Raw genomic sequence first — 25795 nt, forward strand, 5'->3', positions numbered from 1 at the left:
ACGGCTGGTTCAGCCTGTCGATTTCGCTTTCGTCGACATGGCTGACTAGGTATCGCAAAGTGCGTGCCAGAAAAGCAGCAATCGCTGGAAAAATATCCAGGCAGTGCAAGAAGAACGCTAGAGGACCGCATTTTTGCGGTGATTGATACGGATGGGTGTCTGAAAAAACAAATTTGGCAGGTTGCCTCAATGAGCGAAATCAGCGCATTTGCAACTGTTGCCAGAATGACAGTAATCAACACCGATGATGCCCCACGTCGCTCGGCCGAAAGGTTTGTAGGGTGCGCGCTTGCACGCACCCTGCGGCGCTGCATTGATCTGCTGACTCAGGGTGCGGTGTCGAACACCCGAGGCGATGATCATTTTCGCGGGCGTTTGTCGATCGTGATCTTCGCGTCATTGTTTGTTGAGGGTCCCGGTGTGCTGCGACCACGGTCAACTTGTTGCTGGAGTAAACGTCGTAATTCGCGGACCTTCTTGGGGTCCTGGGAGGCTCGATTCTCTGCCTCGCCTCGATCAGTCTTTAGGTTGATCAGTTGCACCAGTGGCTTGCCCGCTTCCGTTTGCTTCTTGTAGTTCTTTTGAGTTGGCTTGGGGTGAGTCCAGCCTCCCGACCCGGGGCAAAGTGAGAGTTTCCAGTCACCTTGTCGAATGGCAAAGTAACCCGAGACGCTGTGGTGCACGACGCTGTCACGTCCGGCATGACTGGGCTGGCGAAGCACAGGCAGGAAGCTGACGCTGTCTTCTGCAGCACCCTCTGGCAACGTCTCGTCAACGATGTCTGCGATCGTCGCGATGACGTCCGTCAAGCAGACCAAGGCGTCGGTGCGCGATCCAGCGGGCACGACCTGAGGCCAGGAGACCAGAAAGGGGACGCGATGTCCGCCGTCCCAAATGTCTGCTTTCGATCCACGCAGCTCGCCACTGGGGAAGTGCCCCTTCTGTTTCAACTGGTCCATCTTGGACGTGGGGGCGGAAGTCCCGTTGTCGCTGCTGCAAATGATCAAGGTGTTCTCAAGTTGTCCTGATTCACGCAGCGCATCGACGACTTGGCCAAAGCTGTCATCGGTTTGCATGACAAAGTCGGCGTGTTCGTTCAGTCCACTTTTGCCTTTCCATTTCTGGGTCGGAACGACGGGACTGTGTGGCGAACTCCAGGGAACATACAGAAAGAACGGGCGATCTGCTTTGGCTTGTTGATGAACGAAGTTCACGGCGGCTTCGGTCAGACGCGGCAGCATGTCGACTGAGGAAATGTTCTCGGTGACTTCATCGTGATCGATCCAGAGTTCAATCTGACGGGCATGATGGAAGCCATGAAACTCATCGAAGCCACCGCGATCGATCGGTCCATGGGTGACCTTGGCTCCGACTGGCACATCGCCGCTTTGAGTTTTGCCATCAAACAGCATGCCGAGATGCCATTTGCCAACAATGCCTGTGTAGTAACCCTGCTGCTTTAGCAACTTCGCCACGGTCATTCGGTCTTTGGCAATCAATGATTCGCCCCCGGTCAGCACGCCGCTTTGCAAACGAGTTCGCCAGGCATAGCGACCGGTCATCAGGCCATAACGCGTTGGAGTACAAACCGATGATCCCGAATGGGCGTCGGTAAAGATCATGCCGCTCTGTGCAATGGCATCCAAACGTGGTGTGGCGATTTTGCCTCGGGTGGGATTCAAACATTGCAGCTCGCCATATCCCATGTCATCAGCCAACATGACGACGATGTTTGGGCGTTTTACTTGTTGCCCATAAACGGGTGGAACCCCGGCAGCCAATGCAACGGCCAGCAATGAGAACGCCAAAATTGGCAATCGCATCCCGAATGCAGGACGGCGCTGGGATCCCAGTGGAAGAGATAAGTCAAAAGCAGGAAAGCGAGGCATGGGCTGAAGACGGTTGATGATGGAGTTTTTAAGAAGCAGTGGCAGGGGGCGTGATCACAAGCGTTCGCAGAGTCGCCAGGTCAAGGTGCTCCGCTTAAGCTGAGATGATTGTCATGCCCAGCGCCGGCAACGTGCATTGACTGGCGGAAGGGCATGCCAAGTTCAGTTGCTAGCTATGTTGATTGAGCAACGCTTCGATATCAAGCCAATAGACTTGGCGACCGTCGGCATGTGGGCTGTCGATCGTGATCTTGGTGCCATCACGGCTGCTGCGTGGATGCGTGTCGCAGCGCCATTCGCCGCTGTATTGCGGGGGCGATGGAAAGTGCCCTAAATCAAAACGCCGCTTGCTGGGAACATGGTAGAGGTACACGGTTTGGCGGCGTGTCTTGCGATCCGGATAGGTGTCGCACAAGATCCAATCCGAGTAGGGTGCGGGCAAAAAGGTGTTGTGACCGTTGGTCAGCATTTTGCCTTCACCGATTCGCTGGACTTCGCGGGAGTGATCTGTAAAGTCATAAAAGGCTTGGCGCTGGCCTTCTGGCTTGGTCCACATGGTGACTCGCTGGTTGCCATTCCAAATGAAGTGCGACGTATAGCCTGACGGGTCGAGCACATAGCGGTTGCCGCCATCGACGTCGACGGTGAACATGCGAGTGACGAAACCACCGCGATACTGCAGCGTTTGGGGATCAAACTCAGGCCGATAACGATGCAAAACGATGAACCGTGAGGAGTCCGGGCTGATCAGCAAGTGATTGAAGTAGTGCCAAGCCTCTGGATGAGTGCTGCCGTCTGGCCAGGCAATCGCAGCGACATCGGCAAGAGAGAGAATCAGTTCCGACCGGCCGGTCTGCAAATCCACCCGCCAAATGCCAGAATCCTTCGGTGCTCGGTTGGCAACGTTGGGGTCCGCCAAGCCATCGTATCCATAACCGGGACGCAGGTTGTCAATGCGTCGAAAATCAACGCTTAAACCAAATTTGCCATTGGGGGCAATGGTGTAAATGGGGCGATCGATGGTACGTGTTTGCTTGGTTTTCAAGGAATGAACACGAGCCACAAAGCGGTCGCCCTGCCGATCATTCCACAGCACTTCGTCTTGGGATTGCCCAATCCACTGCAGCATGCATCCTTGTTGCCAACCCCAGGCATTGCTGGTGCCCAACGCGTGCCAGGAGTCTCCGTTCGCAGTGTCGACGTAGCCAACACCAATCTTGTCATCGCCGGTCGGTGAGCGTCCTTCGAACGCAACTTCGTTGCTAAGGATCCGTTTGCCGGTGGGATCGAATTGGTTTTTGTCGTAGTAACCAAACCAATGATGTTTGGGGCCCGTGGTGATCGCGCGGCAGGGAACAAAGGTCTCTAGCGGACCCGTGCTGGGTTGGTCCGCAAACGCGCGAGAGGGATTGCTGTGAACAGCCAACGCGGTGCCGGCCAGCAGCGCTGAGAAACGCCGTCGAGTGAAAGAGGCTTGCATGGGGGATGCCATCGAATGGAATGATCGGCTGGGGAAGGACCACTCATGATAATCGATTTGGCTGAGCGCAGTACGCTGCCCAGGGCGAACCAGCAGCGACGATTGTTCAGAATCACATTCACTGCTCGGTGTGAGCCGCAGCGATGTCATCTTCGCAAGTGAGTGGTTGGCTGGCAGGCCATTGCCTGAGACGGCCGAGTCGCTTAGCCGTGGTCTACCTTAGCGATGCGGCAAAGACCTTTTCCAGCCCTTGTTTGGCTTGATCGGCCGATTCGCTTTTGATGACTGCATTGACTTGCAGTTCGCTGGTGCTAATCATTTCCACGTTGATTTCGCTTGCTGCCAGCGTTTCGAACAGCAGCGTTGCCACGTGGGTGTGGCTCCGCAAACCAATGCCGCTGACGGTGACTTTGGCGATGCCAGGTTCACCACTGGTCCCGCGCAGTCCATACGATTCGACAAGCGTTTTGGCCACGCTTAGGCTCTGGTTGAGTTGATCATTGTCAACGGTGAAGCTGATGCTGGTGGTGTGTTCATTGCCGTCCACGCCTTGGACGATCATGTCCACTGAAATGCCGGCAGCGCCGATTTTCTCAAACACTTCCGCAGCGATCCCTGGTCGATCGGGGACGCCACTTAAGGTGACGCGAGCCTGGTCGTCTAGCACGCTGATGCCGGTCAAGGTCAAGGCTTCCAACGCGTCGTCCCGCAAACGACTGACCAGCGTTTGCATTTCAACGCCGTCACGGTCGGCTTTGATCTGGGACCAAGATTTGGAATCATCTGGTTTTTCGTGCAGCTTGAACGCTTCGTGAACCGCTCGCAGCGCGAGGCTACTTTGGTCTCGGGCGACCAGGGCACTGATTTTGATTTCGCTGGTGGTGATCATTTGAATGTTCACGTCAGCGGCTGCCAGGGCGCGGAACATTTCACTGGCGACACCGGGCTGGGAGACCATGTTGGCGCCAACAACGCTGATCTTGCTGACTTGATCATCTTGCGTGATGCCAGCGGCGCCGATGCTTTCGACGACGGGCTGCAATGCGGTCAGGGTGGCTTGCAGATCAGCACGCTGGACGGTGAAGCTGATGTCGGCTTTGCCTCCATCACCCACGTTTTGCACGACCATGTCGACAGCGATTTTTTCTTCGGCGATTGCTGCAAAGATTTCCAAGCTCTTTCCTGGAACATCCGGGACGCCCAGCACGGTCAGGCGTGCTTCATCAGGCGTCAAGGCGGCGCCACAGACCGACGCGGTGGCCGATTCCTGTTCCGCCACGATCATCGTGCCTTCGGTGTCGGAAAAGCTACTGCGGACGTGGATCGGCACACCGAACTTTTTGGCGAATTCAATGCTTCGGTTGTGCATGACACTGGCGCCCAGCGAGGCGAGTTCAAGCATTTCGTCATAGCTGATCACATCGACCCGCCGAGCCTCCGGCAGCAAACGCGGGTCCGTGGTGTAGACGCCATCGACGTCGGTATAAATTTCGCAGGCGTCTGCTTTAAGCACCGCCGCCAGGGCAACGGCAGTGGTGTCACTGCCGCCACGGCCAAGCGTGGTGATGTTCAAGTCGTTGTCGATGCCTTGGAATCCAGCGGCGACAACGATGTTGCCTTCATCCAGCAGACGCTCAATGCGTTCAGTGGAGATCGATTTGATGCGTGCTTTACTGAAGCTGCTGTCGGTTTGCATACCGATCTGCCCGCCGGTCAGGCTGATGGCTTGACTGCCGAGTGCTTCGATCGCCATCGCAACCAGTGCAACGCTGACCTGTTCGCCGGTGCTTAGCAGCATATCCATTTCGCGAGCCGGTGGATTTTCGCTGACATCCGAGGCGAGTTCCAGCAAGCGATCGGTGTTCTTGCCCATCGCGCTAACAACCATCACCACGCGGTGGCCCTGACGCTGCGCGCGAATGGCTTTACGAGCAGCGGCACGAATTTTTTCCACATCGGCAACACTGGTGCCGCCGAACTTCTGCACAATCAATGACATGATGCGATCTTTACTGCAATAATCTCTTGAGTCGGGTCAGGTGATGGAGGTTGCAACCTGGTGATTCAATGGGGCCAGTGTCGCAACCATGGGGCATCACTTGCTAACGATAAACTGGTCCATCAAGTCCCAGCCGTGAGGGAAACGCTGGCCGGATTCGTCGGCAGCGAGTTCGTCATAAGTGGTTTGCGAATCGGCCGCGATGCCACTGCCGGACATCGCCAGCGGCACCATGCCATGAGCATGTTTTTTGGTGCTGCAAAGCGTGGGGTGATCCGGCATCACCAAGATCCGGTATTCGCCGATGGTCTCTAGCTTTTCCAGCAGCGGGCCAACAATCTTTTGGTCGATCGCTTGCAAGGCTTCGATCTTGGCATCGTGGCGACCTTCGTGCGAGGCCTCGTCGGGGGCTTCGATGTGCACGCAAACCAGATCGTACTCGTCCAAAGCTGCGATTGCCGCGCGTCCCTTGGCCGCATAATCGGTGTCAAGATAGCCAGTGGCTCCCGCGACTTCGATTCGCGGCCAACCGGCCAATGCTGCGATCCCACGCAACAGATCGACGGCCGTGATCATGGCGCCTTGAACATCAAAACGCTGTTGGAAAGATTGCATTGCCGGAGCGCCACCAAGGCCCCACAGCCAAACGTTTGTCGCGGGGCGTTTGCCGGCGGCCTTGCGTTTCTGGTTAACCGGGTGCTCGCTAAAGATCTCCGCAGAGTCACTCATCCACTGGACCAGCCAATTGCTGCCCGGTCCGCGCGGGAACTCATCGCCAATCGGCAGGTCCGTCAAATCATGTGGCGCGGTGGAGCGGGTTTCGTCCGAAAAAGGGGACGGAGTGGCGGCGTCGCCTCGGTAGATGAGTAAGTTGCGATAGCTGACGCCGGGGACGAATTCAAATCGCCCGCGCCAATGGGCTGGCAAGGCATCGTCGTTCAGCAAGGCTTCTTGCGCCGCCTTGAGCAGTTCGGTGGACTCTTCGGTGCTGATGTGATCGGCCGTGAAGTCAATCATGGTCTGGTCTTCGACGGTGACCAGATTGCAGCGAATCGCAAAGTCATGCGGGCCCAGCAGAATGCCGCCGGCGGCAGCTTCCAGAGGGGCGCGACCGGTGAAGCATTCGTGAGGGTTGTAACCAAACAAGCACAGGTTGGCGACTTCGCTTCCAGCAGGGAATTCGATCGGAGTGTTATCCGAAAGCGCTAGCGTGCCGGTCGAGGCAATCCGGTCCATATTGGGCAAACTGGCGGCCTGGAGAGGCGTTTTGCCATCGAGTGCTTCAATCGGTTCGTCGGCGCATCCATCCGGGATCACGATGACGTATTTCATGGCGTCTTTGGGAACGGGGAAAGCGGGATTCGTTTCGATGGGACGGAGCCAAAGTTCGGCCGTGGATGCGGCATTCCTTTCGCTGGCGGTCTCCCATCGCAGACAACACTGCCGAAAATCAGAAGATCGGCCCCTAAGTGTTGTTCAGAAAACGCTTTCTCGGAAGGGGGCGCATCGCGTTCTGGCGGTGATTCGCCGCTGGGATGAAGGCTCCTGCGACGCCGGTTGGCGAGGAAATTCGCCAGCTGAGAGGCCATTTGAGGCCGGTTGCTAAAGATGGTAGCGCTGGCGAAAGCATTCCCGGTGCGTTGCCGCAATGGCTGCCTGAGCGTCGCGACCGGCGAGCCGTGCCGAGGTGGTGATGTGGTCCAGCAGATCGGGGAATGCCTTCATTGTCTCTGCACCCAAGTCCCAGCCAGCCCGGACCCAGTCCAAATAAGGGTCTTGCGAATCGCCCTTTTGGAGTTCAGCTGCCTGCGCTCGCTCGCGGAAGTGTTCCGTGACATCCAGTCGGCGTCGATCTGCGCTGGGTTGTTTGAGAATCTGAAAATAGGCGTTCACATCATTCGGGGCTGGTTCTCGCTCCAGGTGCATGAGCCGCGAGGCCGAAAATTTTTCGCTGTCGCCTGTGAAGCCATGCGTGCGGACACGAACCGTTTGGTCGGTAAAGATGCTGCAGCGCAGGCCCTGTGTGTAGCAGTCAACGGCAGCGTCCAGGTCGCCACGGCGTTCGTAGGCGTATCCCATCACGTCCCAGCCCCAGGCAATCTCTGGAGCGATTCGAGACACCGCTTGGCAATGCTTTAGCACGGCGTCCCAGTCTTGTTGTTTCAGCGTGTGGGCACCCGGTGGACCCTTTTTAGGCCACCAAGAGCGATCGATGAGTGCGTTGTCAAATAAGCTTTGTTCGATACGGGCGTGCTTGGCCGGCCACTGTGATCGCACATCGGCGCTGATGGCTGGATTGTCAAGCGCATCCATCACCAGTTGGCAGCGAACAGCGACTTGTGCCACATCGTGCTCAATCATGGCAGCGGCCATCTGATGCCCCTCGAGAAGCGTCGTGTGCTGCGTTCGATTCCAACCGCCAGCGTCCAGCCAGTGAGTTGCCCAGTCGAGCAACGGATCGGCGTCCAGTTTTAACTCGGCGTCTGGGTGGTCTGCTGGAATCGCATGCTCGCGATCGCCGCCGGGAAGCTCTTGCCGCAGCGCATCAAACAGCACGGCTTGAGCCAATGGCAATTTGTCGCCGCCGTGGCTGCTCCAGGGAATCCAGTCCCCACCGCCGTGATACCAATGGACAAGCATATTGCCGGCGTTGGCAGAGCCGTGGTCGACAGCTAGCCGTAAGCACAGCCAGTCGCCCATTCCATTGCCCAACAAAGGCAGGCAATCGCAAGGCATTAAACCGGGCCAGATCGCAGACGGTGCCGGACTGAGTAGTTCTTCGGCAGAAATAGGTTCGCAGAAACGGCCGGCAGCACAGGCAAAGGATTGTCGCCAGCGTTCGGAATCAAACCAGTCAACGAGGTCTTTTTCCAAAACACAGTGATAGCGTGATTCGATCCGTCTAGACCAGGAGTCGGCGCGGTTCGAATCGGCCCCGCCAGAGTCGGGCTCTTTTGCTGAACTGTTTGCTGGAGCTGTCATTCAGACGCAGTTTATCGAATCATACTCATGTAGAACGCGAACACTCGTTCGTCATCGAAGTCGGCTTTGTTGACTGGGAAGCCAAAGTCAAACGCCAGCGGAGCTGGGCCCATCATTGGGATGTTGACTCGAAGCCCAAAACCGGGTGCCACTCGGAAGGACTCTGAATTGAATTCCACCTTGTCTTCTACCGTACCAAAGTCACAGAAGACCACGCCGCGGAACATGTCGTCTGCGGTCAGCGGGAACATGTATTCAACGGAGTTGAGGAACTGAAACTGACCACCGACTTCGATGCCGTCGTTACCGCCGATCACGGGGCTGGCACCGCGGAAATCAAAACCACGCAGCGTCGCATAGCCACCGGCAAAGAAGTTGTCGTAGATCGGGGTTTCGTCACCACTGAAGCCCAGCTGCGTGCGGAAGGAAACGGTGTGTTTACCGCTTCCATCGATCCGTTCGCGAAGCAACCAGAACTTGCGGTAATCGGCTTCCAACCGCGAGTAGTTGAAGTCGCCAAAGGTTTCGCGAAAGTTCACTTCAAAGTAATGCCCTCGGCTGGCCTGAATCAAGCTGTCGCGGGTATCGTGCCGCAACGAGAGTCCTACGTCGTAGGAGTTGTTCTTGCCAACCATGTTGTCCAGTTCTGGATCCAGGCCGGGCAGGCGAAGATCGCCAATCTTGACTCGGTTCGCTCCAAGGTATCCGTTGAGGGACAGGTTGGGAGTGATTCGATAACCCAATCCAAAGCGAGCTCCCAATCGGTTCTCGTCCCAGTCGGTGAAGTTCCGATCATACAGAAACGCACTCACGGAATAACTGATGGGCAGATAGTTCAGCAGGTTTGGATCAGCAAATTCGAATCGATACGAGTCGATCTGGCTACCGGGGGCGGCTTCGAGCCGAAAGGTTTGGCCAGCACCACGAAAGGCGCGGCCGTTGGCGAAATCGCTCCAGGAAGTTGGAAAGCGTGTGATGTCAAAGTTACGCTCATCAATGGTCAATTGCCCCGTGACTCCTGCGTCACTGTTGACTGCTGCACCAACCATCACCCGACCGGTTCGAGCCGGGAAGCCAGTGACCATCAGGTCAGCCACGCGGACTCGCGGCGGTGGCATCATTGGATTGGTCACCAGTGGCGAGTAGGCCGTCGCGGTGTTGGCAAGCGGGTTAGCAAGCCCCAATTGCGAAGGAGCGATGGGGAATGTGGTTGTCGGTGCCGGAACGCCAGTTGTTGTTGGAACGCTGGTGGCTGCTCCCGCTGGCTGCTGTCCGCTGACCAATCGAGTCGTTGGGAAGGGAACCTGTGAACCGGATCGGCCATCAGCCGTGACAACCTGGCCATTGGTTGTTCCGGCGGCATTCGATCGTTGATAGTTTGCCGTGACCACAGGCGTGCTGGTGCCTGTTTGCGGCCGTTGGCTGTACGAGGGCGTCGTTCCCGTTGGCACGAAGCCAGCTGGAGCGTTGACGCCTTGTCCACTGACCGTTCCCGGCACCAAACAGAACAGCGTCAAGCAAAACAGTGCCATGAGTGATCGGCCACAGCCTCGCAGCATCGCGTCCCGATTGGCTGGACGCGCTGGCAATGTTTGGGGATCGGCTGAATCGGTTTCTAAAACCATTTTCGCAAAACAACGTGGGGAGGACACTGGGACTTGGCGAAGCGGGTTGCTAGTTAGTCGTTGAGGACTGGGGCCGTTTCTGGTTTGGGAGGTCAAGCTGAGCATCAAAACCGCTCCTCTCGTGGAGTCACGACGATGTCTGGCGGTTCAGCGATCTGAGGGTTGGATTCGAACAGCGGGCTCCGACCAAAGTTCGTCCGTGCGTTTCGCAGCTTGCGACGGTCCAGTAACTCGCCTTCGTACATGTCCATCATATTCAGGACCACTGTTTCCTTGATCGCGTCAACCTCTCCATCAATGTTGACGTGGATCTGACCAATCTTCCATTGGTCACCCTCTTCGATTTGATAAATCAGATCGACGGCGTTTTGATCATCCAGCATCACTGTCTTGGGCTGGATGTCGGCGTACATGAACCCGAGTTCACCGTAGCCATAGATAATTTCTTGAGTGTCAACATGCAGCACGCTGCCGTTGTACATGTCACCGGGCACGAGGGTCAAGCGACTGCGGATGGAGTCTTCAGTGATGTACCGGTTGCCGATGATTTGAATGCTGTTGATTTTAAAGCGAGGCCCTTCGTTGATCACAAACACGATTTCCATCCGCGATCCATCATCACTGTATTTGGATCGATAGCCAGCGACGGCTGTTAGGTAGCCAAGGTTGTGATACGTGGACTCCAAGATCTGCACATCACCAGCAATCTTGTTGCGATCAGCGACGTTCATGGCGTTGATCGCGCCCGCGATCGGGCCACTGCTTTTGATCAGTTTTCCTAACCTGGCATTGCTTAGAATCGTGTTGCCGATGAATTCAACTTTGCTAATCCGTACCAGCGGGCCTTCGTTGATGCGGAACATCACGATCCCTGGATCACCTTCCCAACCGACAAAGGAGACGATCGATACTTGGGCGAAGCCCTTTTCACGATAAAAATCCAACAGACGGCGGCGGGCTGATTCGGTGGTGTATTCGCTGATCGGGTCGCCTTCGGCCAAGCCGGTGCGTCCGGCGATTTCTTTGTCATTGAGTCGCTGATTGCCGTGGAACACAATTTTGCTGATCAGTTTGCGTTCATGAACCTTGAAGGTCACGACGATACCGCGCTCGGTCTCTTGGGTGTCGAAGGTGACTTGATCAAAAGCCTTCATGCGATTGAGCCGGTGGATGTCACTCAGCAGGTCGTCACGACTGTAGAAACGCCCTTTGCGAGTCTGCAATGATTGCAGAACCTTGTTCGTGCTGACGGTGCGGTTGCCAATGACGCGTACGTCTAGCACAACCGTGTCACCCTGTTCACGAACGATCGGTAGACCGCCGTCGTTGTGGATGTAGTCACTAAACTTGGCACGTTCGGCAGGCCCTTGTGGAGCACCTGCGTTCTGATTCATGCCACCCATTTGCGCGTTTGCCGAGTGGTTCCCGGCAGGCGAGTTGAGTGTTGCAAGGACCAAAACCACGATCCCCAGAAACAACGAGCGCGAAAGTGCTCGAAATTGGGCACCGGTCGTATTTTGGGCGAAAAGGGAGATTAAGCTCGGGTTCATAAGACGAAAGCAAGGTGTTTCGACGTGTTGATTCTGTCGCGGCCGACAACGTAATCGCCGGACGATCATTTACCTAAATACTGAGTCGCCGGATCAGTGCTTGGCTGAATGACAAGCCTGCTGGCATAGCCTTCTCCATGCTGGGGAAGCCGATTTGCCCCACCGGACAATGACTTGGCAGCCCCAAACCGAAGACTCAGGTCTGACTGTCGTACCAACGTGCTGGATGCCATAGCAAGGCAGATTAGCCTTTCCTGGGATGGGAAAAGCCAACTAGATTTGTCAGAATGAGACGGTGTCCTGGTGCCCACCCGTGAAACTCGCCCTAACACTGCAGCATTGTCAATGGATTCTGAGGTCCTCCTATTCACCAGTCCAAAAGCCGGGAGCGGTGCGGGACGCCAGGAAATCCCGCGTTTGCGCGAACGTCTGACGCAGGCTGGGATTGCTCATCAATGCCTTTCAGATCCCCAGGAACTGCGACAGAGGATTCAATCGTGCCGTCAACGCGATGTTTCACGGCCAACCGTGATCGCCGTCGGTGGCGATGGGACGATCTGCCTGGTCGCTGAAAATTCTGACGATCAAACCCCCTTGTTACCGATGCCCATGGGCACCGAAAACCTGCTGGCGCGATACTTGGGGCAGTCCAATCGAGCGGAAGATGTCATGCAAACGCTGCAGCATGGGCAGACTAGGCGGTTTGATGCTGGTCGCGCCAATGGCAAACTGTTCCTGATCATGGCCACGGTGGGCTTTGATGCAGAAGTGGTGCGGCGCGTTCATCTGCGCCGCAAGGGGCACATTCAGAAGCTCAGTTATCTCAAGCCCATCTTGCAAACCATCAGCCGCTATCGCTTTCCAAAACTGCAGGTCACTCGATTTGATCGCGACGACACCGAGATCGATACCCAGCAAGTGGGTTGGGCAATGGTCTTTAATTTGCCCTGCTATGGTGGCGGATTGCGCGTCGCACCGCACGCCGTTGGCAACGATGGGCAGCTTGACTTGGTGACGTTTTCCTACGCTGGACTCGCCTCTTCGTTGGGCTACGTTGCGGCAGTTGCCGCTGGTGTTCATCGACGCTGGGCAGCCGTTGGGCAACACACGGTGGAGAAAGTCACCATCACCGCTGCCGGACGAGTTGCCTATGAACTGGATGGTGATTACGCAGGTCGATTGCCGCTGACGATCGAGACCGTTCCACAGCGAGTCCTGTTGATGTCCAAATCTGCAGACGACAGTGTCGGTTGAGGGTGCTCCCTCATTGAGGCGTTTTCCCATGCTGGAAGACCGCCTGAGGTGATTTCCTAACCTACATTGAAATTACCTTCATCGAACTTGTCGTTGCTTAGCCGGAAACTCTTATTCTCCGATGCTTTTTGTCGAATCGATCTCGATTCACTTGCTAAGCCGACCTTGATCGCAAACCTATCGATTGGAGGTACTTGCGATTGTTCTTGGCTTGATGTTCGTTGCTTGAAACCTTGCCTAACGAGTCGTTTTCATCGAACCATTGAATGCTGATTGAATTCAATCGCAAACATGTCTTCTCTTCTCGGCGATCTTGACCGGAGTCTAATCATGTTGCGTGCATTACGAATTGAGACCATGGAGCAGCGTCGACTCCTGGCCGCTGATACGCTTGAACTCACCTCGTTGACTGAGCCCAGGCTGGTCGACGATTCTTCGTTCCTGCTCAGCCAGCCAACGCTCGCTGCGGAGGCGTCGTTTCAGGCTGCCGAGCATGTCGATGTCGGAGAGGTTGAAAAGAAGATTCGCATTCGTGGCCATGTTGAACCACATGACTCAGTGGACGTGTATCAGTTCAACTTGGAACGCGATGCGAAACTGCGTCTGCGCCTGCATCGCATGCAACGCAACTTAGATCTGGTGCTGACCGATACCGATGGCAACGTCATCGCTGAGTCGCACAACAGTCGGCGCAAACGTGAATTCATTCGCTTGAACGTCGAAGCTGGCAGCTATCTGGCTTGGGTCGTTTCAACGACGCCCCGGTCATCACGCTATAAGCTGGAAATCTTTGCCAAGCTGAGCAAGGCACCCAGCAACGATGTTCCACCGGCAGATGTTCCACTGGCAGATGTTCCTCCGGCAGATGTTCCTCCGGCTGATGTTCCTCCGGCTGATGTTCCTCCGGCTGATGTTCCTCCGGCTGATGTTCCTCCGGCTGATGTTCCTCCGGCTGATGTTCCTCCGGCTGATGATCCTCCGGCTGATGTTCCTCCGGCTGATGATCCCAGTCCAAGTCCGTTGGCCGAGGTGGGACCTTACGGCGGTGCGGATGACTGGAACTTGAATCAGATTGGGGCACCTTCGGCTTGGGCGGCAGGCTACACCGGCGAGGGAGTTCTGGTCGCTGTTTTGGACACTGGCGTCGATCTTGATCATCCCGACTTGGTGGACAACATTTTTGTCAACACCGGCGAGATCGCTGGCAACGGAATTGACGATGACGGCAATGGCTTCACGGACGATGTGCATGGATTTGATTTCGCTGACAATGACCCCAACCCAGCTGATCTCAATGGACATGGATCTCACGTTGCCGGCACCATCGCCGCGATGCGAAACGGGGTCGGGCCAACCGGCGTGGCCTACGATGCTACGATTCTGCCAGTCAAAATTCTGGGTCAGGATGGGACCGGAACAGCGTTTGGCATGGCCGCTGGCATTCACTATTCGGTGTCGATGGGAGCTCAAATCATCAACATCAGCGTTGGTGGAGGCTTTAATTCCACGATTCAGTCAGCGATCTCGTACGCTCAGTCGCAAGGCGTCCTGATTGTTGCATCGGCTGGCAATAGCTACGCTGCTGTCCCTGATTATCCTGCTCAGTACAGCCGCATGTTTGATAACGTGATCAGTGTGGGAGCTTATGACTCCAGCGTCACGATGGCTGATTTCAGTAATCAAGTTGGCGGCAGCGGCGCGGTCCAGGTCGATGCTCCAGGCGTCAATATCTACAGCACACTGACGCTTGATCAGCTGGGCTATGCAACGGGAACCTCGATGGCGTCTCCGCACGTCACCGGCCTGGCCGCACTCGCTCTCTCTGCCAATCCCAACCTCACCGGGCAGCAGCTGCGTGAGTTGATTGTTGCTGGCGTCAATGGGGTTGCCACGGGGTCGGATTCTCTGGGCAACGCCAGTGCCCTGCAGACGGTTGCCTATGCGGCCGCGGGTTACATCCCGTCCGAACAGGTCGCGATGACTGAATCGACCGCTCTCGCAACCGATGGCGGCGTGACCGCCAGTTCAGTTGACGAGTTCCATACCCGTCGCCGAGGACGTGGTTTCGCGGCCGTTGAGCGGGCAGCGGAGAAACACTTCAGCAAGCTGGAAAATTGGTTGGATCGCGCCGTCGGTCGCAACGCATCCGCTTCGCACCATGCTCTTCACGATGACGTGTTTGGTGAGTTGCAATCCTTGACCGAAGCAGAGCGTTTTGCTGGCACGGATGACGGATTGGGGGCCATCGTGGATCAGCTGGTGGACGCCAAACGCCGTTTGCGATGATCGGAAGAATTTCTCCGGCGGCAGCCGGTGCTCTGGTCACGGCCAGCCACTGGTGGCTGGCTACTGATTCGGTTTCAGCTATGATGACAGCAACTCCTCGTTTGCCCTGCCCTCACCTGCTCTGCAGAGATCCCCATGCTGGCCCGATTTGCTACACTTTGTCTCTTCTTGCTTGTCTCCCGCTGTGTGCCCGCTCAGCAAACCGCTCAGGCTGAATCATCCGCGGCTGAACGACCGAACATTGTGGTGTTGTACACCGACGATCAGGCGTTTTTGACCACGCAGGTCACCGGCAATGCACAAGTTCAAACGCCGCACATGGATGCGTTGGCGGCCGAAGGCGTCTTGTTCACTCATCATTACAATTCGACAGCCATCTGCATGGGCAGTCGAGCCTCTTTGATGACGGGCATGTACGAATACAAAACCGGTTGCAATTTCTCGCACGGTCCGATGCGTCCCAAGACCTTTGCCAAGTCCTATCCCGTCTTGCTGCGGAACAACGGATATCGAACTGGCTTCGCGGGCAAGTTTGGTTTTGCGGTGACCAACGGCAAAAGCGAATCCGATCGCTCTTATCAAGTCTTGCCTGTCGATCAATTTGACAGCTGGGGCGGAGGTGTCGGGCAAACCAACTATAAAACCGCAGCCAACAAATACATTGCCAAGTATGCCGACAAGTATCCACACTCCAGTCGCGCGTACGGGGCCTTCGCACAAGACTTTATTCGCGAGTCCGTGGACGATAAGCGACCGTTTTGTTTAACGCTGTTTTTTAAGGCTCCCCACCGTCCCTTTACTCCCGACCCGTTTTTTGATTCGGTCTATCAGGACGTCGCCTTCAAACAGCCAGCCAATTACGGTCCTAAACATGGCAGCCATTTAGCCAAACAGTCTCGTCTGGGAAGACAGAACCTTTCGTTCTTTTACGACATGGGATTTGATCCACAGCATTACCAAGACACGATGCGCCGTTACCATCAATTGATTCATGGTGTCGATTATGCAGTCGGGATGTTGCGAGAGGAGCTTGCCAAGCAGGGGTTGGCGGAGAATACGATCATTATCCTGACAAGTGACAACGGATTCTTTTGTGGATCCCATGGGTTCGGCGGCAAGGTCTTGCCTTATCAAGAAGGCTCGCACGTGCCGTTAATCATTCTTGATCCTCGCAAAGGAGCCAACGGCCAGCGGTATCAGCACGTTACCGGGACAGTTGATGTCGCGCCTACGGTGTTGGACTATGCCGGTGTCAAAACGCCTTCTGTGATGGATGGCGTCAGCCTGGTTGATGCCGTCTGCGATCCGGCGGCGACAGTGGCTCGTCAGACGATACCATTGTTTCAGGTTTGGGGATCGCCACTGACCTATTCCATGTCCGTGGTTGATCAACGCTACAAGTACATTTACTGGTGTTGCGGCGAACAGCTTGAACCGGCTGAGGAACTGTTTGACTTGCAGAACGATCCTCATGAAATGACCAACTTGGTTGATGATGATCAGCATCAAGCGATCCTGGAGACCATGCGTCAGCGATACGCCAGCCAGTTGAAGCACTGGCAGCAGAACGCGGTGAGCGATCGCAACTATCCATCGTTTGGAACGTTGCTCGATCCCAACGTGCCCTGGGCACAGAAATCGGATCTGGTCAGCCCCGCTCAGTGGAAGAGCTATCTTTCACTGGTCAAAGCCTTGGGGGTGAAGCAAGAAGATGCTTTCAACTACAACAAAGTGCTCAAGGCCGCGCACTAGCGGGCGGTTTGATTGCACATCAAGGTTCGCGCAATTCACCGCTTGCACGTTGTGGCGAATGGTTGGCCGGCGGTTTGGCCGGCTTCCACCGGCAGGCCAGCGGGTTAGGTCTGGAGCGATGCACCGGTGTCGGTGATCTCTAACGCTAGGTCCTTGGCACCTTTCAGGTCCAGTTTGCCTGTTCCCAGCAGTGGAATTGTGTCGACTTGATAAAACGCATCTCGGCCGGGAATGAACAAATTGGGCAGCCCAGCGTCTTTCAGGTCGGTGATGATCTCGTCGACGGTTTTGTCGATTTGTTGATGCAGCACAATCAATCGTTCGCCTTTCTTGCTGTCGGGCACTGCGGTGACGGCAACTGAAATCGCCGGTTGATCCTCGTCGCTTCCACCTTCTTCGGTGCCGATGGAATTGACGATCAGCTCCTCAACAGTGACATGTGGTACCATTTCACCGCCGATTTTGGAAAACCGACTGACGCGTCCGGTGATGTAGATGAATCCATCGAGATCGAGGTGAGCGATGTCACCGGTGGTGTACCAGCCGTCATGCAAGACTTGAGCTGTCTTTTCGGGATTGTTGGCGTAGCCAGCCATCACGTTTGGGCCTTTGATCAGCAGCATGCCGTCTTCACCACAGGGCATGTTTTGCCCCGTGTCTGGATCAACGATTTTGGCGCTGACTCCCGGCAAAGGCTGTCCGACGCTGCCTTCACGGCGATCATCATGGTGAATGGCCGTGGATCGGGAGATCGGAATGTTGACCGAAACCAAGGGGCTGAGTTCTGTTGTCCCGTAGCCTTCTACCGGGCGAACGCCAAACCGTTTCTCGAAGGCATCGAAGAGGTCGGCGGGCATTTTTTCGGCGCCGACGATGCAGATATCCAGCTTGTCGAACTGCTTGGGTTCGATGCGGCGAATGTAACCTCGAACAAACGTTGGTGTGCCTAGGATCACGGTGACGCCGTACTTTTCGGAGAGCTTGCCAATCTGTCGCGCGTCCAGCGGGTTGAAGTGGTAAATGCTCTTTGTCCCCAATGCCTGGGCGGTCCACAGCGTGACGGTGTAGCCAAAGGAATGAAAGAACGGCAGGATGCCCAGGATGACATCGTCGTCTCTGAGTGTGACGGCTCGATTAATCGCTTCGACATTGTGGCTGATGTTTGCATGTGTCAGCTGCACGCCCTTGGGCATGCCGGTTGAACCGCTGGTGAAAATCACGGTCAGAAGATCGTCGGGTTGAATCTTTCCCAGCCCCAGGATGGCTGACAAGATTCCCATTGGCAGCAGCATCGCCATCATGAAACCGATCAGCTTGTCAGTGAGCGTGATTTTGTCTTTCAGCGATTCGAGTTCAATGACTTCCGCATCGATCTCCAGATCAATCTTCTCCATGAACCGCTTGCTGCTGATCACATGGCGAATGTTCATCTCTTTGATGCAGTGATTGATCACCGGACTACTGACGGTGTAATTCAGGTTTGCCGTGACACGTTTGTCCAGAGCCATGGCGACGTTGGTCAGGACACCCGCGGCGCTTGGTGGTAGAAAGACACCCACATTGGTTTCGTCATTGTCCAAGCATTCTCGACGCAAGGCGCGACGCAAGATCAGTGTTCGCATCAAAGCCGAGCGACCGGTGAGCTCGGTCCCCGAGGAATCTGCGACGCGAACTCTGGAGCCGCTCTTGCGCCAGGACTTGATGACGGCCAGTGGTAGGTTGTCGTACTCACCGCGCTGTTCGATGGCTGATTCCGCATGCAATTGACTGACAGACCCCCGAATTGCATCCAAGGGAATGTCATTGGGCAAGGGTTTGCCGATATGCAAGGTCAGTGTGCGGCGGAATTTGCGTGGCCATTTCAGAAAGAAATTGCCTCCGGAAAAGCTAAAGATGCTGCCCCACAGTCCTTCCAGGTGCATGGGGATGATCGGCGCTTCGGTGCCTTTGAGGATCTTCTGCATGCCAGCGCGGAAACCTTGCAATTGGCCGTTCCGCGACAAGGAGCCTTCCGGGAAAACTCCAATCACGTCGCCTTCGTTGAGGCCTTCGCGAGCCGTCCGTAGTGCCTTGCCGATCGACTTTGGTCGAGCGTACATGAAAATGGTGTCAAAGGCTCGGCCTAAGTAGCTGCCAAGACGGCTTTCAAAGTTACTCGCATCGACCAAGAAGCGCACATTGCGCGGCAGCATCCACAGGATCACGATGCCGTCAATCCACGAAATGTGATTGCTGATCACCAGGCAGCCACCCTCTTTGGGAAGGTTTTCTAATCCAATGATCCGTTTGCGATAAAACAGCGCCAGCGCGGGGCGGAACAAGCCACGCACGAAACGACGCGGGGAAACGATCGCAATCACGACGAGTGCGAGGATGATCAGCACGACGGCTATGCCGATGTATAGGCCCATCTGGGTGTCCTTGAAGTCAGGGATCGAAGCTGTGCAGTAGGACAATTGTAGCGAAAGTTACTGGCTTATCGGTTTGACTGCTCGGTGACCAGAGTGGATTGCCCGTCCTGCCAGCGCTTTCATTGGTTCTGTGGAGTACAAGAGCCCGCGGATTGGCTGGTAAAGCGCCAATTTGTTGGCGGGGGGGCGAACAACCTGACCGAACGCTCTTGATCGTCAGCCTGGCAGCTTGAGCAGCGTTTGGAAATGGTTCGCGCAACTGGCGTTAAACCTCAAGCTGGCGGTAAACCTCAAGCAGCAGTGGAGCCAGTCCCCTCTACAGCTTCGCGGCGGCTTTCTTGCGATACACGTTGGGATTCTGCGCCTGCCCGGTCACTTCGTAGAGAAACTGGCTGGGAATGGTTGGTCTGGCTTTACCCCATTTGCGCCGCGTGAGTGCCATTGAAAGAGTCAATTGTTCCTGTGCTCGGGTGATGCCGACGTAGCACAGTCGTCGTTCTTCGGCGATGTCCTCTTCGCGGCCTGATTTCACGCTACGCGAGTGAGGTAGCAGGCCTTCTTCCATGCCGACCATGTAAACGACCGGGAATTCGAGGCCTTTGGCCGCGTGTAGTGTGAGCAACCAAACGGCATTTTGCTGAGCAGCTTTGTCTTTTTGGCTACCCATTTCCTTGCCACTCAAGGCGATGTCGGCCAGGAAGCCTGTGAGGTCAGCCGAATCGTTTTTGTCTTCAAAGTCGCTCATCGCGTTGGCGACTTCGCCCAGGGATGCCATGCGGCTTTGGCGATCATCTGGTTCGTCGTAAAGCCGGTTGATTTCATCAGAGTAGCTGGTCCGCGTCATCAAGGTTTCAAAGGCGTCCGCCAGGGTGTCATTTTTCACACGACGATTGACGTCTTGATAAATTCCTTGCAGGTCGCTCACGCCGCGCTGAGCGGCCGGCGTTAACTGAGAGACCACTTCTTGCTTCTGCATCACCTGCCAGATCGGGACACCATCGGCAACCGCATGTTGCAGCAAGGTTTGCACGGTCTTGGCGCTGATACCACGCGCAGGGGTGTTGATCACCCGCAGCAGTGAGACTTCATCATCGGGCTGGTCAAGCCACTTTAGGTAGGCCACCATGTCACGCACTTCGCGGCGATCGAAGAAGGACTGGCTACCGAGCATCACATAGGGCACGTCAGCCTTGCGTAGTTCTGTTTCGAACAAACGCGGTTGTTCGTTGGTGCGAAACAGGATTGCGATATCACGTGGTTGGACGTTTTGGTTATCAATCAGATGCTTGATTTCAGCGACGACGCTGGCCGCTTCTTTGGTTTCGTCTTTGTGCTGAGCGATGCGTGGTCGCATCCCATCGGGGCGCGAGGGGCGAAGCACTTTATCGTGTCGCGTGGAATTGAATTGAATCAGTCGATTGGCCATTTCTAAGATCGCGCCACAGCTGCGATAATTGGATTCCAGGCAAACAACTTTTGCGTCTGGCCAATCGTTCTTGAAGTTCAGAATGTGCGTGACATCGGCGCCGCGCCAAGCGTAAATGGATTGATCATCGTCACCCACCACGCACAAGTTGCGATGCTTACCAGAGAGGTGTTTGGTGATGCGGTACTGGCTGCCATTGGTGTCTTGGTACTCGTCGACCAAGATGTGGTCGAATTTGCCAGCTTCTTCATCGCGGATTTGCGGGTGTTCATCGAAGAGGACTTCTGTCTGCAGCAGCAGGTCGTCAAAGTCCATTGCTCCGCGGGACTTGAGGCCTTGTTGGTACTGGCGATAACCCGCTGCCGCCAAGTGTTCTTTGTCGGTGGTGGCAACAAAGGGAGCCCGATCGGGGTGCACCGATTCGTTTTTCCAGTTGCTGATCATCATCAGCAAATCGGCAGGCTTTAGCGCCGTGTTGGGCAGGCGTAAGTCGCGCAAAATCGATCGGGCGAGCGACTCTTGATCGCTGCGATCGTAGATGGAGAACTTTTTGGGATACCCCAGCGCGGTGGCGTGCTGCCGCAAAATCTGAACGCAGTGCGCGTGGAACGTGCTGATGGTTGGCTGCGGGCGCCGCTGTCCTTTTTTGGCTCGTTTGCCAGCGGTCCCCAAGAGCTCGCCGACACGCTCTTTCATTTCGCCGGCGGCTTTGTTCGTAAACGTCACCGCCAGAATCCGGTCCGGTGCGGTTCCGTGGCGAATGAGATTGGCAATCCGAAACGTGACCACTCGGGTCTTACCGGTGCCCGCGCCGGCCAAGACAAGCAAGGGACCTTTCAAGGTGTTTACCGCATCCGCTTGGGCGGGGTTCATTCCGTGAGACAAGACGAATCCTTAACTATCTCGCCTTGCTGTGAATGCAGGCAAAGCGACCACGAGTGTATCGAAATCGGACAAACCAATGCAGCGATGGTTATCGCAGGTTATCGCGATTAACAATCGGGTCTGCTGAGCCAGTGCTGAGGAGGACCAGAGCACCCTGTTGTGGGGCGTTGGAATTCATCATCGTTCGGCTGAATGGAATGTAGTAGCAGGCGTACATGCCAGTGCTGGTGTTCATGACGTAAACCACCGATGAGCCGACTGGATTGTTGTTGCTGCTAGGCACATCCACCATGCCGGTCATCATCATGAATTCACCGCCTTTGCTCTGCCCAAGGGTGTCGTGAACATTGACGGTGAACAAGCCCAAAAACTTCTGCATCCGCGGATAGATCACTGAGCACTGCAGCAATCCCGAGTTGTGGTCCAAGACAAACAGGCCTTCGGCGCGGTCGGAGAGAAATCCGGTGGCCATGGAGAACTTTTCTTTGCTGATCGCAGCGCTAGCATTGACAGACTTGATTGGTGCCTGGAACGGGTGGTTCGCGATCGCCTGTTGGAATTGCGATTGCGATGTCGTGACTTGCTCACGCAGTGCACCGGCTTGTCCGGCAAAATAGGACGCGACGAAGAGCGACACGAGGCTGACGGTTAGCAATCCCACCAGCAGGCGGGACTGGAACGCTTGTTTGCTGGTCGCTTTGGTAGCGATTTCGGATTGCTGAACTTCAACTCGGTCGTTTGCAGTCTGTTTTTCGGTCATCGCTGACAGGGCTCCAACAAAACAAGGAAAAGGGCGAGACGAGTTTTCGGAAAGTGCAATCGTTGCCGAAAATCGTTTCAGTGAATTTTAAGGTCAATGGGTCAGGGCTGCGAGCGGGCTAATGGCACCTTGATCGGTCAGGCAATCAGCGTTCGCAGGGGATTCGCTTCTACCATCAATCGCGGGATCGATGGTTGGATTGGATCGTTCACTCGGCGCCCGGTAATCTCGCCGTGTGGACGCAAGCCCAGGGTTTCGACGGTCAGTCAGGGCTTTGGCGGTCAGTCAGGGCTTTGGCGGTCAGTCAGGGCTACGTCTAAGAGGTTCATCTGAGACGCACGGCCGGGGCTCTCTGGGCAATTGTCGAAGGATTGGGTAATTGTAGAAGTATATGGAGGACTTTACGATTGGGGGACGTTTGGAATGGGAGTTTACCGCAGCGAAATTTACCACCGCGAAATTCGCACTGGGATTTTCGATGGAGATTTTGCTCTGGGGATTTTGCTTTGGGGCGACGGGCTTCAATGCGGGCATCAAAAACGCCTTGCCCTGTTAAAACTTTGCCGTCGCGACTGTATGATACGCTGCCTTTTCCTTTCCATTGTCTCCCTTTTTCCTACCGAGGTCAATCAATCACCATGGGCATCAACGAACCTTTGAACCGGAAACTTCGCATGGCACTGGTCGGTGGTGGCCAAGGTTCTTTTATTGGCCGCGTGCATTCCATCGCCGCGTGCTTGGACAATCGGGCAGAATTGGTTGCCGGGGCGCTTTCCAGCAACCCGGAGCGTGCCAAAGCCTCGGCTCCAGACTATGGGATTGCCGAGTCACGTGCCTACACCAGTTATCAGGAGATGCTGGATTCAGAATTGGCGCTTCCAGAGGATCAACGCATTGATTTTGTGTCGATCGCGACTCCCAACCACGTGCACTTTGAAGTTGCCGAAGCGGCAGTGAAAGCCGGTTTCAACGTGGTTTGTGACAAGCCGATGACCTACGATCTGGCTCAGGCGGAAAGCTTGTTGGAGACCGTCAAGAACAGCGATGTTGTTTTCGCTTTGTCACACAATTACACCGGTTACCCGCTGGTCCGCCAAGTGCGTGAGATGGTCACCAGTGGTGAGCTCGGTGAAATCAATGCGGTTCGTGCTCAGTACATTCAAGGCTGGTTGCGGACTTCGTTGGAAGACGAAGATCAAAAGCAAGCGGCTTGGCGAACCGATCCCAAACGCAGTGGTGCGGCAGGTGCTTTTGGTGACATTGCCACCCACGCCTACAACTTGGGCCGTTACATGACCGGTCTGTTGCCCGATCAGGTGAGTTGTCACCTCAAGGCATTCGTGCCAGGTCGCCAGTTGGATGATTACGGGACCGCTGTGATCCGTTATGAGAACGGCGCTCTGGGGACCGTGACTGCCTCACAGATCAGTCATGGTCGTGAGAATGATTTGGAAATTGAAATTGACGGCACCAAGGGCTCGCTGCGTTGGCGTCAGGAGAACCCCAATGAGTTGATTTACCGCCAGAACGGCAAGGCTCATCAGATCATCACTCGTGACCCCAATGCTTCGTTCATGAATCCCATGGGAGCCGGTGCGTGTCGCATTCCAGCGGGTCACCCCGAGGCGTTTTTCGAAGCCTTTGCCAATCTGTACGTGGCGGCCTTTGATGACATGGCTAAGCGAGCGTCAGGCCAGCCCATTGAACGTCATGACACCGTTTACACGAACTGTTACGACGGTGTGGAAGGCATGTACTTCATTCAGCAGTGTGTGGCCAGCAGCAATGAGAATGCCGCTTGGTTGCCGCTGAAGCACGAAGCAGCACGACCGTAGCGTTCCCACAAGTCGAAGCCACGCATGTCAACGCGTCTCGTGCCGCTGGTTGTCGCAAGATCGCCAGCGGCGGAAGGTCTCCCAGGAGACCAAAGGCCTCTTCGGCAGGTTACATCCCAAAGCGTTCTCGCGGGTCGGTCAAACCGTCTGCCAGACGACGCAGGGCTTCGGTTTCGATTTGACGCACGCGTTCACGCGTCAGGCCAAGTTCGATGCCGATTTCCTTAAGCGTCTTGGGCTCATCACCATCGAGGCCGAAGCGAAGTTTCAGAACCATCGCTTCGCGTTCTTCTAATTCGCTCAGCAATTCCATGGCATGACGCAGGATGTCGTGATCCAGCATCAGTTCATCGGGAGCCTTCAAACGCTCGTCCATCACCATTTCGCCTAGCGACCAACCGGATTCGGATTGGTCACTTTGCGGGGTGCTGTTACTGATCCGGATGGCTTTGCGAATGATGGGCAGTTTCTTTTTGGGTAATCCCAAGACACGCGCGACTTCTTCGTTGGTCGGCGTGCGTCCCAGTTCTTCGCTCAGTCGTGCCGTCGCTCGGCGCCACTTGCTAAGCAGTTCCACCATGTAGGCTGGAATGCGGATGGTTTTAGCGCTGTTGATCAAAGCGCGTTTGATGGATTGTTTGATCCAGTAGCTGGCGTAGGTGCTGAACCGGGTTCCCACGGTCGGGTCAAAGCCTTCGACGGCTCGCAAGAGCCCCAGGTTGCCCTCTTCGATCAGGTCTTGCAGACTAAGCCCTTTGCCGGTGTATCCGCGGGAGATATTGACGACCAGACGCAAGTTAGCTCGCACCATTCGGTCGCGAGCTTCGACGTCACCCTGCTCGATGCGGGCGGCCAGTTGCAGTTCTTCCTGAGCGGTCAATAACGCCGTTTCATTGATTTCACGCAGGTACGTTTCCAGGGGTGACTGGGCAACGTCAGAGGTGCGTCGGGTTGAACGACGGGCCTTGCTGACATCAGCCAAGTCTGGGTCAGGCGACGAGAGTGCGGAATCGGACATGGACTTTTTCATCATTGGATCATAGAAGGCAGTTGAGTCCGGTGATCAGTCCGGCTTCACGTTGCATTCGTCGGATCAGGATTCGAAGTGGGAGGTTGGTATGCGATGAAGATCGGAGCGGTGTCGCGGTCGGCATTGCGTTCAGCGAGCGTCTCTCGGATCTTCCAGCAAGTTGTTTGTCGTTGGCAACGTTGGAAAGTGATTCATCATTGGGCGACTCGGCAAAGGCTTGTGCAAGGGATGACAAACCAGTGCGGTGATCGGTGGTACTCTATCCAGTTGGATGTCCAATGATGGCTGAATCAGCCAGCGGTTGGTGCACCATCGTTTGGCAACGATGGCATGAACGGACTTGCTGCCGCATGGTGTCTTTCGGGTCTGCACCATGGTCCACTACAGTTTCGACCTTGGAATCCCAGCTATTCCGTCGCTAGCGATTGTTCATGCTGTTCCGATTGATCACAAATCACGGCTTGGTGGTCCTGATGTGCTGATTGTGCTGCCAGCACTCCTTGCCTTGAATCGCTAAGTCGCTTCTACTTTGTATCCAACGCGATCAATCTGACGCAGCCAATCGGGGTGATCCGCTCGATTGATTCAGCCGTGTTCATTGCGAGGTGGATGGCGAGTCGTCTGGCGACGG

16 protein-coding genes are annotated in these 25795 nt (G+C 55.7%); 4 read left to right on the forward strand and 12 right to left on the reverse strand.

The window, feature by feature from the left end:
* Nucleotides 1–359 precede the first annotated feature (359 nt).
* The 7 genes from SV7mr_RS06340 to SV7mr_RS06370 form a co-directional block, all read right to left on the reverse strand.
* A complete protein-coding gene (locus tag SV7mr_RS06340; protein WP_419188173.1) occupies nucleotides 360–1889 on the reverse strand; it encodes a sulfatase family protein in 1530 nt (509 codons plus the stop codon).
* A 169-nt stretch (nucleotides 1890–2058) separates the two neighbouring features.
* A complete protein-coding gene (locus SV7mr_RS06345; RefSeq protein WP_145278122.1) occupies nucleotides 2059–3369 on the reverse strand; it encodes a hypothetical protein in 1311 nt (436 codons plus the stop codon).
* Between the two features lie 214 nt (nucleotides 3370–3583).
* On the reverse strand, nucleotides 3584–5368 hold the full coding sequence (locus SV7mr_RS06350; protein ID WP_145270273.1) for an aspartate kinase: 1785 nt from the start codon (nucleotides 5366–5368) through the stop codon (nucleotides 3584–3586).
* 96 nt (nucleotides 5369–5464) lie between these two features.
* A complete protein-coding gene (locus tag SV7mr_RS06355; RefSeq protein ID WP_145270275.1) occupies nucleotides 5465–6700 on the reverse strand; it encodes a cofactor-independent phosphoglycerate mutase in 1236 nt (411 codons plus the stop codon).
* Nucleotides 6701–6970: 270 nt separating this feature from the next.
* Nucleotides 6971–8350 carry a hypothetical protein gene (locus tag SV7mr_RS06360; protein ID WP_145270277.1) on the reverse strand — a complete coding sequence of 460 codons (1380 nt, stop codon included), beginning with the start codon at nucleotides 8348–8350 and terminating at the stop codon, nucleotides 6971–6973.
* A gap of 11 nt (nucleotides 8351–8361) precedes the next feature.
* Entirely contained in the window at nucleotides 8362–9975 is a 1614-nt protein-coding gene (locus tag SV7mr_RS06365; protein ID WP_145270279.1) for a BamA/TamA family outer membrane protein, read from the reverse strand.
* A gap of 104 nt (nucleotides 9976–10079) precedes the next feature.
* The gene (locus tag SV7mr_RS06370; protein WP_419188174.1) at nucleotides 10080–11369 is read right to left on the reverse strand and encodes a BamA/OMP85 family outer membrane protein; all 1290 of its coding nucleotides are present in this window, start codon (nucleotides 11367–11369) and stop codon (nucleotides 10080–10082) included.
* Nucleotides 11370–11870: 501 nt separating this feature from the next.
* On the opposite strand from SV7mr_RS06370, the gene SV7mr_RS06375 reads away from it, so the two are divergent.
* The 3 genes from SV7mr_RS06375 to SV7mr_RS06385 all read left to right on the forward strand — a co-directional run bounded on the left by SV7mr_RS06375 (nucleotide 11871) and on the right by SV7mr_RS06385 (nucleotide 16817).
* On the forward strand, nucleotides 11871–12779 hold the full coding sequence (locus tag SV7mr_RS06375) for a diacylglycerol/lipid kinase family protein (RefSeq protein ID WP_145270284.1): 909 nt from the start codon (nucleotides 11871–11873) through the stop codon (nucleotides 12777–12779).
* 330 nt (nucleotides 12780–13109) lie between these two features.
* Nucleotides 13110–15065, forward strand: a complete 1956-nt coding sequence (locus SV7mr_RS06380; RefSeq protein WP_419188175.1) for a S8 family peptidase — start codon at nucleotides 13110–13112, stop codon at nucleotides 15063–15065.
* Nucleotides 15066–15200: 135 nt separating this feature from the next.
* Entirely contained in the window at nucleotides 15201–16817 is a 1617-nt protein-coding gene (locus tag SV7mr_RS06385) for a sulfatase family protein (protein ID WP_145270286.1), read from the forward strand.
* Nucleotides 16818–16921: 104 nt separating this feature from the next.
* Here the strand turns inward: SV7mr_RS06385 and SV7mr_RS06390 are convergent, their stop codons facing one another.
* From SV7mr_RS06390 to SV7mr_RS06400, 3 genes are all read right to left on the reverse strand, one after another.
* On the reverse strand, nucleotides 16922–19228 hold the full coding sequence (locus tag SV7mr_RS06390; RefSeq protein ID WP_145270288.1) for an AMP-binding protein: 2307 nt from the start codon (nucleotides 19226–19228) through the stop codon (nucleotides 16922–16924).
* A 316-nt stretch (nucleotides 19229–19544) separates the two neighbouring features.
* The gene (locus tag SV7mr_RS06395) at nucleotides 19545–21527 is read right to left on the reverse strand and encodes an ATP-dependent helicase (protein WP_145278126.1); all 1983 of its coding nucleotides are present in this window, start codon (nucleotides 21525–21527) and stop codon (nucleotides 19545–19547) included.
* Between the two features lie 100 nt (nucleotides 21528–21627).
* A complete protein-coding gene (locus tag SV7mr_RS06400) occupies nucleotides 21628–22299 on the reverse strand; it encodes a hypothetical protein (protein ID WP_145270290.1) in 672 nt (223 codons plus the stop codon).
* A gap of 638 nt (nucleotides 22300–22937) precedes the next feature.
* Between SV7mr_RS06400 and SV7mr_RS06405 the strand changes: the two genes are divergently transcribed.
* Entirely contained in the window at nucleotides 22938–24134 is a 1197-nt protein-coding gene (locus tag SV7mr_RS06405) for a Gfo/Idh/MocA family protein (protein ID WP_419188176.1), read from the forward strand.
* Between the two features lie 109 nt (nucleotides 24135–24243).
* Here SV7mr_RS06405 and SV7mr_RS06410 read toward each other — a convergent pair whose 3' ends face one another.
* A complete protein-coding gene (locus SV7mr_RS06410; protein WP_419188177.1) occupies nucleotides 24244–25152 on the reverse strand; it encodes a sigma-70 family RNA polymerase sigma factor in 909 nt (302 codons plus the stop codon).
* Nucleotides 25153–25293: 141 nt separating this feature from the next.
* Complete coding sequence (locus tag SV7mr_RS06415) at nucleotides 25294–25539, reverse strand: hypothetical protein (RefSeq protein WP_145270294.1); 246 nt, start codon at nucleotides 25537–25539, stop codon at nucleotides 25294–25296.
* Between the last annotated feature and the right edge of the window lie 256 nt (nucleotides 25540–25795).

This window comes from Stieleria bergensis (genome assembly GCA_007745635.1).
Lineage (GTDB): Bacteria > Planctomycetota > Planctomycetia > Pirellulales > Pirellulaceae > Stieleria > Stieleria bergensis.

What these genes read in the sequence shown, in the direction of transcription:
- SV7mr_RS06340 (WP_419188173.1), bottom strand. Translation starts at nt 1,889, where the DNA reads ATGCCTCGCTTTCCTGCTTTTGACTTATCTCTTCCACTGGGATCCCAG.
- SV7mr_RS06345 (WP_145278122.1), bottom strand. Translation starts at nt 3,369, where the DNA reads ATGCAAGCCTCTTTCACTCGACGGCGTTTCTCAGCGCTGCTGGCCGGC.
- SV7mr_RS06350 (WP_145270273.1), bottom strand. Translation starts at nt 5,368, where the DNA reads ATGTCATTGATTGTGCAGAAGTTCGGCGGCACCAGTGTTGCCGATGTG.
- SV7mr_RS06355 (WP_145270275.1), bottom strand. Translation starts at nt 6,700, where the DNA reads ATGAAATACGTCATCGTGATCCCGGATGGATGCGCCGACGAACCGATT.
- SV7mr_RS06360 (WP_145270277.1), bottom strand. Translation starts at nt 8,350, where the DNA reads ATGACAGCTCCAGCAAACAGTTCAGCAAAAGAGCCCGACTCTGGCGGG.
- SV7mr_RS06365 (WP_145270279.1), bottom strand. Translation starts at nt 9,975, where the DNA reads ATGGTTTTAGAAACCGATTCAGCCGATCCCCAAACATTGCCAGCGCGT.
- SV7mr_RS06370 (WP_419188174.1), bottom strand. Translation starts at nt 11,369, where the DNA reads ATGAATCAGAACGCAGGTGCTCCACAAGGGCCTGCCGAACGTGCCAAG.
- SV7mr_RS06375 (WP_145270284.1), top strand. Translation starts at nt 11,871, where the DNA reads ATGGATTCTGAGGTCCTCCTATTCACCAGTCCAAAAGCCGGGAGCGGT.
- SV7mr_RS06380 (WP_419188175.1), top strand. Translation starts at nt 13,110, where the DNA reads ATGTTGCGTGCATTACGAATTGAGACCATGGAGCAGCGTCGACTCCTG.
- SV7mr_RS06385 (WP_145270286.1), top strand. Translation starts at nt 15,201, where the DNA reads ATGCTGGCCCGATTTGCTACACTTTGTCTCTTCTTGCTTGTCTCCCGC.
- SV7mr_RS06390 (WP_145270288.1), bottom strand. Translation starts at nt 19,228, where the DNA reads ATGGGCCTATACATCGGCATAGCCGTCGTGCTGATCATCCTCGCACTC.
- SV7mr_RS06395 (WP_145278126.1), bottom strand. Translation starts at nt 21,527, where the DNA reads ATGAACCCCGCCCAAGCGGATGCGGTAAACACCTTGAAAGGTCCCTTG.
- SV7mr_RS06400 (WP_145270290.1), bottom strand. Translation starts at nt 22,299, where the DNA reads ATGACCGAAAAACAGACTGCAAACGACCGAGTTGAAGTTCAGCAATCC.
- SV7mr_RS06405 (WP_419188176.1), top strand. Translation starts at nt 22,938, where the DNA reads ATGGGCATCAACGAACCTTTGAACCGGAAACTTCGCATGGCACTGGTC.
- SV7mr_RS06410 (WP_419188177.1), bottom strand. Translation starts at nt 25,152, where the DNA reads ATGTCCGATTCCGCACTCTCGTCGCCTGACCCAGACTTGGCTGATGTC.
- SV7mr_RS06415 (WP_145270294.1), bottom strand. Translation starts at nt 25,539, where the DNA reads ATGGTGCAGACCCGAAAGACACCATGCGGCAGCAAGTCCGTTCATGCC.